Genomic DNA, 9,744 nt, shown 5'->3' with positions numbered 1-9,744 from the left:
GTCCTCATCGACGAACTCGGCCTCGAACCCTCCGCCCCCATGCAACGCCTCCACGAAGCACTCCTCACCGCCGACACCACCGAACCCGCCGACCATTTACTCGCCCACCACCTCCCCTCCCAGCAGATGCCGGCCCGTAACCGCCGAAGAACACGCAGAACGGCCACACGATGAGCACAGTTCATGTCCTGCTGTACGTGACCGACCCGGACGACGCCCCGGGGAGCGTCGAGGCCGCCTATCACGACATCAGTCGCGCGCTCGACGGCACGCCGGGGCTGGTCGGCAACAGGCTCCTCCGGTCCGTCGGTGACCCGCGCTCCTTCGCGGTCCACAGCGAATGGACCGACCTGGAGGCGTTCCAGGTGTGGGAGAGGGGTAACGACCACCGCTCGACCACGGCGTCCCTGCGCCCGCTGCAGGACGCCACGCGCGGGGCGACGTTCGGCATCTACGAGGTCGCGGCGTCGTACTGACGGACGCCGCGGAAAGGCGCCGGGCGTCACGTCGGAACGACGGAGGCGCCGGGCGCCGGCTCAGCCGGGCGTCGCCTCAGCAGGACGCGGCCGGGCGCCGGCTCAGCGGGATCCGGGCCACGCGTCGCCTCAGCAGGACCCGGCCGGGAGCCGGCGCAGCAAAACCCGGCCGGGCGCAGGCTCAGCCGGATCCGTCGAAGCGCCGTACGATCGCCGCCCAGAGCTCCTCCTCCCGCGGCGACAGCGGCGCTCCTAGCCCCGGGTACTCCGGAAACGCGGTCAGAGGGTCGGCGCAGGCGCTGGTCGGCCGCCGTGGCCACGGGCCGGCGCCGTCGCGAATCCGTGCGGCGCCGTCCGTCTCGCCCGCGTCCTCATCCGCCCCGGAACGACGGTTCTCCTCGGCCCCGGAGGGCGGGTCGCCGTCCCCTCTGCAGGGCGGGTCGGCGTCCGCTTCGGAGACGGAGCCGGGCGGCTGCGGTGGCACGAAACCCGACATGAACCCCAGCCCGACCAGCCCGCCCCGGATCGACCGGAGCGCGCCCTTCAGCACCCGTCCGGCGGCGCCGAGAACGCCGCCCTGACGCGTCATCGGTACTCGGAGCCGCGGGCCCGACGCGGTCGGCGGCTCGGGCGGATCACGACTGGTCCAGCATCTGGTCGAGCAGCGACGTGGTGTGCTTGCCGCTGCGGAACAGGGGATGCGCCAGCACCTCGCGGAGGAACGGGATCGTCGTCGCGACCCGAGGCCCGGAGACGGTGAAGTCCGCCAGGACCCGGTCCATCCTGGCGATCGCCTGCTCGCGGTCCGGCGCCCACACCACCGCCTTGGCCAGCAGCGAGTCGTAGTAGGGCGGCACCGTGAAGCCCGGCCGGCACTGCGTGTCGATCCGGGTGAACGGGCCGCCCGGGATCTCGAACCTCTCCAGGGTGCCGGAGGCGGGCATGAAGCCGCGCTCGGGATCCTCGGCGTTGACGCGGCACTCGATGCTCGCGCCGCGCTGGAGCATGTCCGACTGGCGGATCGACATCCGCTCCCCGGAGGCGATCAGGATCTGCTCGCGGACGATGTCGACGCCGGTGACCATCTCCGTGACGGGGTGCTCGACCTGGATCCGGCAGTTGGTCTCGATGAAGTAGAAGTCGCCGTGCTCGTCGAGGAGGAACTCGTACGTGCCCGCGCCGGTGTAGCCCGCGTGCCCGGCCGCCGCGGCGGCCGCCAGGGCGATGCGCTCGGCCGTGACCGGATCGAGGTCGGGCGGCGGCGTCTCCTCGATCAGCTTCTGCCGGCGGCGCTGGACCGAGCAGTCGCGGATGCCGAGATGCACCACGTCGCCGTGCCGGTCACCGAGGATCTGGGCTTCGATGTGCCGGGCGTGTTCGAGGAACCTCTCCACATAGACGCGGGAATCGCCGAAGACCGCCTGGGCGTTCGCCGACGCCTCCGCGTAGGCGGCCGCGAACTCCTGCCGCCGGCGTACCAGGGTGATCCCGCGCCCGCCACCGCCGGCGACCGCCTTGATGATGACCGGATAGCCGATCTCGTCGGCGACGAGCATCGCCTCGCCGACGCTGCCCGGGGCGTGTTCACTGCCGGGCAGGACCCGCAGTCCGCCCGCGGCGGCGATCCTGCGGGCCTCCGCCTTGTCGCCGAGGTCCTTGATCAGGGAGGGGCGCGGGCCGATGAAGGTCAGCCCGGCGGCCTCGCAGATCTCGGCGAAGTCCGGATCCTCCGACAGGAACCCGTAGCCGGGGTGGATGGCGTCGGCGCCGGTCTGCAGGGCGGCCTCCACGATGGCGGCCGCGTTCAGATAGCTGCGCCGAGGTTCGGGCGGGCCGATCTGGACGGCCTCGTCCGCGTACTCCATCGCGGGGGAGCCCCGGTCCGCCGCGGAGTGGGCGATGACCGTGCGGATGTCCATCTCGCGGCAGGTCCGTGCGACCCGCAGCGCGATCTCCCCTCGGTTCGCGATCAGTATCTTGGAGATCATCTGGCCTCCAGGCGCGTCCGTGCGGGCACTGTCACCGCTCGCCCAGCGGAGCGCAGGCGATCAATCGTTGGCCGAACTCGACCGGGGACCCGTCCGGGACGAGCATCTCGACGACGCGGCCCGGCCGGTCCGCCTCGACCGGCGTCATCAGCTTCATGACCTCGACGATCCCGACCTGCCGGCCGGCCTCCAGGTCATCGCCCACCTTGACGAACGGCTCGGCGCCCGGTTTCGCGGCGTGGTAGAAGGTCCCGACGGTGTCGGCGCAGATGAAGAACTCCGTGCCGTCTCCCTCGCCGACCGGCGGGGCCGTGGCGCCGGCGACACCGGCGGTCGCCACCGCCCTCGGCGGCACCACCGCCGCTCCGGCCGAGAGCGGGGCGCCCGGCGCACCGTTCGCGGCCGGCCACTCCACCTCCACGGACGCCGCCCCGGCCTCGACCCTTAGCCGGGCGGGGACGCCGTGGCTCGTCTCGAGGAGCCGGATCACGCTCCGGCAGATCGCGTCGAGATCGGTCTCCATGCCGTCGGCGACCGGTACCGTTTCCGTCATCGGCTTCGCGGCGTGGGGACCCCGGCCTTCAGGCCGGGGAGGAAACGCCGCTCCCTCCTCGGATTGTCGGTGGTGGTTAGGATGCGGGCATGCGGTTCCGGCTTGCGCCCACGCCCGCTCAAGAGCAGGGGTTGCTGGAGCACTGTTCGCAAGCCCGATATGTGTGGAATCTCGCGGTCGAACAGCACCAGCACTGGCGGCCAGGCCGGAAGAGCGCGCCCGGCTACACAGAGCAGTCTCGCCAGTTGACCGAGGCGAGACGCGAGTTCGAGTGGTTGGCGGCAGGTTCGCAGACGGTGCAGCAACAGGCGTTGCGTGACTTCGCCCAGGCCATGAGCAACTTCTTCGCCGGGGCGCACCGTCGGCCGACCTGGCGTAAGGCAGGCGTGCATGAGGGATTCCGGATCGTCGGGCGTCGCGGCTGGCAATGGGACGTACGGCGTCTGTCCCGCAAGGTGGGTGAGGTGCGGGTACCGAAGGTGGGCTGGGTGCGGTTCCGCTGGTCTCGCCAGGTCCCCGATTCGGCCAAGTCCTTCCGAATCAAGCGGGACCGGGCGGGCCGCTGGCATGTGTGCTTCGCGGTGATCCCGCCCCCGATCAACGCCCCCGGTACCGGCGAGGTCGTCGGGATGGATCGTGGTGTGGTCGTTTCGGCCGCCCTGTCCACTGGTGAGCGGTTGTCGGTGTCCGGCCTGCGCGGCACCGAGGCCCAGCGTCTGCTGCGGCTGCAGCGCCGGTTGGCGCGCGCCAAGCCCGGGTCGAACCGGCGGGCGCGGGTCAAGATGGCGATCGGCCGGTTGAAGGCGCGTGAGGCCGACCGGCGTAAGGACTGGGTGGAGCAGACCTCCACCGTCCTGGCCCGCCGCTACGACCTGATCAGGGTCGAGGATTTGAAGATTAAGAACATGGTGCGGTCGGCGCGTGGCACCCGTCGTGCGCCAGGCACCAATGTACGGGCCAAAGCCGGGCTGAATCGCTCGATCCACGCCGCCGGCTGGGGCCCTCTGGTGACCCGCCTGGAGGATAAGGCGCCGGGTCGGGTGGAAAAGATCGACCCCGCGTACACGTCTCAGAGCTGTCATGCCTGTGGGTACTGCGCCGCGGAGAGCCGTGAGAGCCAAGCGGTCTTTCGTTGTCGCGCCTGTGGGCATGCCGATCACGCGGATGTGAACGCGGCCAAGAACATCAGAGACATCGCGGCAGGACGTGCCGTGACAGCGCGAGGAGCCCTCCAGCCGTTGGGCGGGGCCGTGAACCGCGAACCTCAACCTGTTCTCACCTCCGGGTAGAGCGAGTTGAAATCCCCCGCCTTCGGGCGGGGGAGGACGTCAATCCTGGCCTCCCTTGTGCGCCGCCACGGGCGGACGCGTCCCGAAGGCGCCGAACCGTTCCGCCCGCTCGGCGACCAGCCGCTCACCGTCCAGATCGACGATCTCCGCGAGCACGTCGCACAGGGCACGGCGCAGGAGGTCGGCGGCCGCGGCGTGGTCGTTGTGCGCCCCGCCCTCGGGCTCGGGGATCACCCCGTCGGCGATCCGGTGCCGGAGCAGTTCGCGCGGCTCGATCCGCAGGGCCCGCGCGGCCTGGGGCGCGGTCGACGCGTCGTTCCACAGGATCGCGCCGCAGGCCTCCGGGCTGATCACCGAGTAGACGCTGTTCTCCAGGACGAGGACGCGGTCGGCGAGCGCCAGTGCCAGCGCGCCGCCGCTGCCGCCCTCTCCGGTCACCACGGCGACGATCGGGACGGGCAGATGCGCCATCAACCGCAGGTTCTCGGCGATGGCCCAGGCCTGCCCCTCCCGTTCGGCCTCCAGGCCCGGGTACGCGCCCTGCGTGTCGACCAGGGTGATGATCGGCAGGCCGAGCCTGGCGGCGAGTTGCATCAGCCGCCCGGCCTTCCGGTAGCCGGCCGGAGTCGACATGCCGTAGTTGCGCTCGCGCAGTTCCTGCGCGGTGTGGCCCTTCTGGTGGCCGATCAGCATGACGGGACGGCCCGCGAACCGGCCGATGCCCCCCACGATCGCCGTGCAGTCGTCGGAGAGCCGGTCGCCGTGCAGCTCGACGAATCCGTCGAGGAGGCGGCCGGCGTAGTCGAGCGTCGTCGGCCGGCCGATCTCCCGCGCCAGGCGCATGACGTCCCAGGGGTCCCGCTCGGGGACGTCGTCGAGCTGCCGGACGACCCCGGAGGGAACGGCCCGGAGCGGGTCGTCGACCGGTGTCGCGGGTGCGGCCGCGGCCAGCAGGCGGGCCAAGGTGGGGCGGAGCGCCGGCCGTGGTACGACCTCGTCGATGAGGCCGTGCTCGAACAGGAACTCCGCCGTCTGGAAGCCCGCGGGGAGCTGCTGCCGGATCGTCTGCATGATCACTCGGGGACCGGCGAACCCCAGGCGCGCGCCGCGCTCGGCGAGGATCACATCGGTCTGCGTGGCGAACGAGGCCGCGACACCGCCGTACGTGGGATCGGTGATCACGCTGATCGTGAGGATCCCGGCCCGGTGCAGCGCGACCAGCGCCTGGGTGGTCTTCGCCAGTTGCATGAGGGACAGCGCGCCCTCCTGCATGCGCGCCCCGCCGGAGGCGGTGACGACGAGGAACGGCACGCCGTCCAGCAGCGCGGCCTCGGCCGCCGCGGCGATGCGCTCGCCCGCCGCGCAGCCGAGGCTGCCGCCGAGGAAGTTGAAGTCCATGACCGCCGCCACCAGCGGGTGGCCGCCGATCTCACCGCGCACGCACACCACGGCGTCGTCGAGCCCCGTCTGCCGCCGGGCCGTACGCAGCCGCTCGACGTACGGCCTGCTGTCGGTGAACAGCAGCGGATCCTCGATGGTCTCCGCCACCGCCACCGTACTGATCGAGCCGGCGTCGAAGAGCTGCTCGATCCGCTCCTCGGCGCTGAGTCGCGCGTACCGGCCGCATTCCGGGCACACCCGCAGGTCGCGCGAGAAGCGCCTCTCGTAGACAGGTCGATTGCAGCCCTCGCAGAGGAGCCATCGGGGCGCGGCCGGCGGCTGCGCCTCGGGCACCTGAGCGCGTGCGGTCCGTTCTGGATCTGCTGTCCTCACGGCTGTCTCTCTCATCTTGGTTCACCCCTGGACACCGCGGTTCTGGGGACCTGGCCACCGGGTGGCCGGGCGATCGCCGGGTCGGCCGATCCGGCCTGTGCGGCGGAAGAAGCCCGCGTGTCGCCAGGACCGATAATCACGGCGCCCGCTGGAGGGGTGCTCGACACGCGGTGAGGCGCCGATCGTCAGGGCGGCCCGTCCGGCCGTCCCGGTCGCGCGCCGCGTCGGGACGGCGGCCGTACCGCGACTCGCGCCACCGTGACCTCGACCGCGACTCGACCGCGACCCCAGCCGCCGGCCGGAAGATCCCTGACGTTGGCCACTCGCCTTTTCCGGCTCAGGTGAGGCCGCCCACGGACCCGAATGGAGCCGAGGAGAACAGCATGGACATAGGAGTCTGCCTGCCGACGACCGTGCATGGTGCCGAGGGCCGGCAACTGGTGGAATTCGCGCGCCGGGCCGAAGATCTCGGATTCAGCAGCCTGACCGTGACGGACCGGCTCGTCTACCACAACTACGACAGCATCGTCGCGCTCTCCGCGGCGGCCGCCGTCACCGAGCGGATCAAGCTGGTGACGGCCATCCTGCTGGCGGCGTCGCGGCCGGGCGCGGTCGAGCTGGCCAAGCAGCTCGCCAGCCTGGACCGCCTGTCGGGCGGCCGGCTCATCGTCGGCGTCTCATCCGGGATGCGGGAGGACGACTACCTGGCCACCGGCGCCGACTACGCCTCCCGGGGACGACGCCTCGACGAGGTGATCGAGGAGATGCAGCGGGTCTGGCGGGGCGAGGGCCCGGTGCAGGGCATAGGCCCGCGTCCCACCAACGGCGACATCCCGATCTGGGTGGGCGGGACGTCCCCGGCGGCGCTGCGCCGCGCCGCGAGGCACGGCATCGGCTGGATCTCCCCGGGCGGCGCCCCGCACAAGTTCGCCGAGCTCGTGACCCAGGTCAAGCAGCTCTGGGCCGAAGAGGGACGCTCGGGGTCGCCCCGGACCGGCGCGGACTGCTACGTCTCACTGGGCCCGAACGGCGCGGAACAGGCGAGGAAGCACCTCATGAGCTTCTACGCGTTCGCCGGCCCGGTCGCCGAACGGATCGCGGGCGGCGCCGTCACGGACGAGGCGAGGCTGCGCGACGTCGTGGACGGGTACGCCGCGAACGGCTGCGACGAGCTGATCCTGCTGTCCTGTACCGCCGACCCCGCCCACCTGGACCGCGTCGCCGACGTGGTGCTGCGCTGAGGAGGACGACGATGGCCATCTCTTCGGATCCGGGCCGGCCGATGCGCGTACTGGTGATCGGCGGCGGCATCGGCGGGCTCTGCCTCGCGCAGGGGCTGCGCAAGGCCGGCATCGACGTCATCGTGTACGAGCGCGACGCCTCTCCCAAGGGCCGGATGCAGGGATACCGGCTCCGCCTGCTGCCCGAGGGCGAGGACGCGCTCCGCGACTGCCTCCCGCGCGCGGCGGCGGACCTGCTCACCGCGACGTCGAACATGCGGTACAAGCACGGCTGGGCCGCGTACGACCAGCAGCTCGAACCGCAGTGGACGCCCACCTTCGAGGATCCGCGCGGTGACTCGGCGGACAGCATGGGGGCGCTCGACCGGGCCACGCTGCGCCGCATCCTCCTGGCCGGCCTCGACGACGTGGTGCGGTTCGGGAAGCGGTTCACGCACTGCGAGCAGACCGGCGACGGCGTCACGGCGTACTTCGCCGACGGCGACAGCGCCACCGGCGACGTCCTGATCGCCGCGGACGGGGCGAACTCCCAGGTGCGCGCGCAGCTGCGGCCGGACGACAAGCAGACCGACCTGGGCGTGCGCACGATCCTGTCCCGTACGCCGCGGGACAAGGCGCTCAAGGAGGGACTGCCCGACGTCCTGCGCGACCGGACCGTCTACGTGATCGGCTCGGACGGGTTCCACCTGGGCCTGATGCCCATGGTGTTCCGCAACCGGCCGCGCGAGGCCGCCGCCGAGATGTGGCCCGGCCTGGAGTTCGACTTCAACGACGACTACTACATGTCGGTCTTCAACTCCCACAAGGACGTCCTGGACATCCCGGATGAGAAGTTCTTCGCGATGTCCGGGGAGGAACTCCGCCGCGTGGTGCTCGACCGCATCACCGACTGGCACCCGGACCTGCACGGGATCTTCGCGCACGCCGATCCTGACGAGACCTATCCCATCGCCATGCGGGTCAAGCTGCCGGTGGAGCCCTGGGGCACGGGCAACGTGATCCCGCTCGGCGACGCCGTGCACATCATGCCGCCGTCCGGCGGGTTCGGCGCCAACACCGCGCTGCGGGACGCGACCGCGCTGTGCCGCGAGCTCACGGCGGTGGCCGCCGGTGAACGGACGCTCGAGGACGCCGTGAAGGACTACGAGGCCGCGATGGTCGAGACGGCGACCGAGGCGATCAACATGTCGCTGGCGATCGCGAAGTGGTCGATCCACGTCGACATCGATGAGCAGGGGAGCGCCTCGAGCACGGCGAACGCCTGACGAGGCCGAAGACCACCGCGAGCTCGGGCGGGCCGAGGTCCGCTCGTCTGAAAGGAGTCCCGCAAGTGACGAGGACCACGCTGGACACCAGCACCCCGGCCGGAATCCTCCGGCTGGCGAACTCTTTCTGTGATGCCAAGGCGTTGCTCACCGCCGTGGAGCTCGGCCTGTTCACCTTCCTGAGCGAAGGGCCGGCGGACGAGGGCACGATCCGCGAGCGCCTCGGGCTGCACGGCCGTGGCCTGTCCGACTGGCTCGCGCTCCTGGTCAGCCTGGACCTGCTGGAACGCGACGGCGAACGCTACCGCAACGGCGCCGGCGCGGGCCGGTTCCTGGTCCGCGGCCAGGGCGCCTACATCGGCGGCTTCCTCGAGCGCACCAACCACAACCTCTACCCGGCGTGGGGCCGCCTGACCGAGGGCCTGCGCACCGGCGAGCAGCAGTCCGGCAGCAGCTTCGAAGCGGTGATCGAGAACCCGAGGATCCTCGGCCAGTTCATCAACTCGATGGACGCGTTGACGCGCGTGCTCGGCCCCCAGTTGCTCGAGGCGTACGACGGATGGTCGAAGTACCAGTCCATCCTCGACATCGGCGGCTGCCGGGGAAGCCTGGTGTCGCAGGTCCTGACCAGGTACCCGCACCTGTCCGGAGCGGTGTTCGACCTGCCGCAGATGTCGCCCTTCTTCGACGAGAAGGTGGCCGAGCAGGGCCTGACCGGCAAGGTGACCTTCCACGGCGGGAGCTTCTTCACCGACCCGCTCCCGGCGGCGGACATCGTCATGATCGGGCACGTGCTGCACGACTGGGACCCGGGACAGCGGGCGGAGCTCGTCCGCAAGGCCTACGACAGCGTCAACCCGGGCGGCGTCCTGCTCGTCTACGACCGCATGCTCGACCGCGAGTCGAGCCGGGTCGAGAACCTGGTGATCAGCCTCGACATGCTGCTGGTCACCGAAGGCGGCTCGGAGTACTACCTCGGTGAGGTCCGGGACAACGCCCTGGGCGCCGGGTTCACCTCCGTCGAGGACCGGCGGCTCGGCGAGTACGACACCCTCGCGATCTGCCACAAGGCCGCGAGCTGAGCCACGCGCGGGTGGGGGGGGCGGGGGGGCCGGGGCCCCCCCGCCCCGGGGCGGGCGGGGCGGGGGGGGGCGCGGCC

General features: G+C 71.5%; 9 protein-coding genes. 5 read left to right on the top strand and 4 right to left on the bottom strand.

Annotated features, from left to right (window positions below):
- The first annotated feature begins 170 nt into the window (after positions 1-170).
- The gene (locus AB0L00_RS45625; protein ID WP_364444536.1) at positions 171-476 is read left to right on the top strand and encodes an antibiotic biosynthesis monooxygenase; all 306 of its coding nucleotides are present in this window, start codon (positions 171-173) and stop codon (positions 474-476) included.
- Positions 477-657: 181 nt separating this feature from the next.
- On the opposite strand, the gene AB0L00_RS45620 is transcribed toward AB0L00_RS45625, so the two are convergent.
- Genes AB0L00_RS45620 through AB0L00_RS45610 form a run of 3 tightly spaced genes read right to left on the bottom strand, consistent with a single transcriptional unit; the run spans position 658 to position 3,017 of the window.
- A complete protein-coding gene (locus AB0L00_RS45620) occupies positions 658-1,065 on the bottom strand; it encodes a hypothetical protein (RefSeq protein WP_364444534.1) in 408 nt (135 codons plus the stop codon).
- A 46-nt stretch (positions 1,066-1,111) separates the two neighbouring features.
- A complete protein-coding gene (locus AB0L00_RS45615) occupies positions 1,112-2,464 on the bottom strand; it encodes a biotin carboxylase N-terminal domain-containing protein (protein ID WP_364444533.1) in 1,353 nt (450 codons plus the stop codon).
- A gap of 31 nt (positions 2,465-2,495) precedes the next feature.
- A complete protein-coding gene (locus AB0L00_RS45610; RefSeq protein ID WP_364444531.1) occupies positions 2,496-3,017 on the bottom strand; it encodes a biotin/lipoyl-containing protein in 522 nt (173 codons plus the stop codon).
- A gap of 89 nt (positions 3,018-3,106) precedes the next feature.
- On the opposite strand from AB0L00_RS45610, the gene AB0L00_RS45605 reads away from it, so the two are divergent.
- Positions 3,107-4,306, top strand: a complete 1,200-nt coding sequence (locus AB0L00_RS45605; protein WP_364444530.1) for a transposase — start codon at positions 3,107-3,109, stop codon at positions 4,304-4,306.
- A 39-nt stretch (positions 4,307-4,345) separates the two neighbouring features.
- On the opposite strand, the gene accA is transcribed toward AB0L00_RS45605, so the two are convergent.
- Positions 4,346-6,079, bottom strand: coding sequence for an acetyl-CoA carboxylase carboxyl transferase subunit alpha (gene accA / locus AB0L00_RS45600; RefSeq protein WP_364444527.1), 1,734 nt, complete (start codon positions 6,077-6,079; stop codon positions 4,346-4,348).
- Positions 6,080-6,462: 383 nt separating this feature from the next.
- Between accA and AB0L00_RS45595 the strand changes: the two genes are divergently transcribed.
- The 3 genes from AB0L00_RS45595 to AB0L00_RS45585 all read left to right on the top strand — a co-directional run bounded on the left by AB0L00_RS45595 (position 6,463) and on the right by AB0L00_RS45585 (position 9,667).
- Entirely contained in the window at positions 6,463-7,320 is an 858-nt protein-coding gene (locus AB0L00_RS45595; protein ID WP_345359615.1) for an LLM class flavin-dependent oxidoreductase, read from the top strand.
- Positions 7,321-7,331: 11 nt separating this feature from the next.
- On the top strand, positions 7,332-8,585 hold the full coding sequence (locus AB0L00_RS45590; RefSeq protein WP_364444525.1) for an FAD-dependent monooxygenase: 1,254 nt from the start codon (positions 7,332-7,334) through the stop codon (positions 8,583-8,585).
- A gap of 65 nt (positions 8,586-8,650) precedes the next feature.
- Complete coding sequence (locus AB0L00_RS45585; protein WP_364444522.1) at positions 8,651-9,667, top strand: methyltransferase; 1,017 nt, start codon at positions 8,651-8,653, stop codon at positions 9,665-9,667.
- Positions 9,668-9,744 lie beyond the last annotated feature (77 nt).

It is taken from the genome of Actinoallomurus sp. NPDC052308 (genome assembly GCF_040679195.1).
Taxonomy (GTDB): Bacteria; Actinomycetota; Actinomycetes; order Streptosporangiales; family Streptosporangiaceae; genus Actinoallomurus; species Actinoallomurus liliacearum.
This window is presented reverse-complemented; position numbering and strand designations above follow the sequence as displayed.

Coding starts and splice junctions, on each gene's coding strand:
- AB0L00_RS45610 (WP_364444531.1), bottom strand. CDS start 3,017: ATGACGGAAACGGTACCGGTCGCCGACGGCATGGAGACCGATCTCGAC.
- AB0L00_RS45590 (WP_364444525.1), top strand. CDS start 7,332: ATGGCCATCTCTTCGGATCCGGGCCGGCCGATGCGCGTACTGGTGATC.
- AB0L00_RS45620 (WP_364444534.1), bottom strand. CDS start 1,065: ATGACGCGTCAGGGCGGCGTTCTCGGCGCCGCCGGACGGGTGCTGAAG.
- AB0L00_RS45615 (WP_364444533.1), bottom strand. CDS start 2,464: ATGATCTCCAAGATACTGATCGCGAACCGAGGGGAGATCGCGCTGCGG.
- AB0L00_RS45605 (WP_364444530.1), top strand. CDS start 3,107: ATGCGGTTCCGGCTTGCGCCCACGCCCGCTCAAGAGCAGGGGTTGCTG.
- AB0L00_RS45595 (WP_345359615.1), top strand. CDS start 6,463: ATGGACATAGGAGTCTGCCTGCCGACGACCGTGCATGGTGCCGAGGGC.
- AB0L00_RS45625 (WP_364444536.1), top strand. CDS start 171: ATGAGCACAGTTCATGTCCTGCTGTACGTGACCGACCCGGACGACGCC.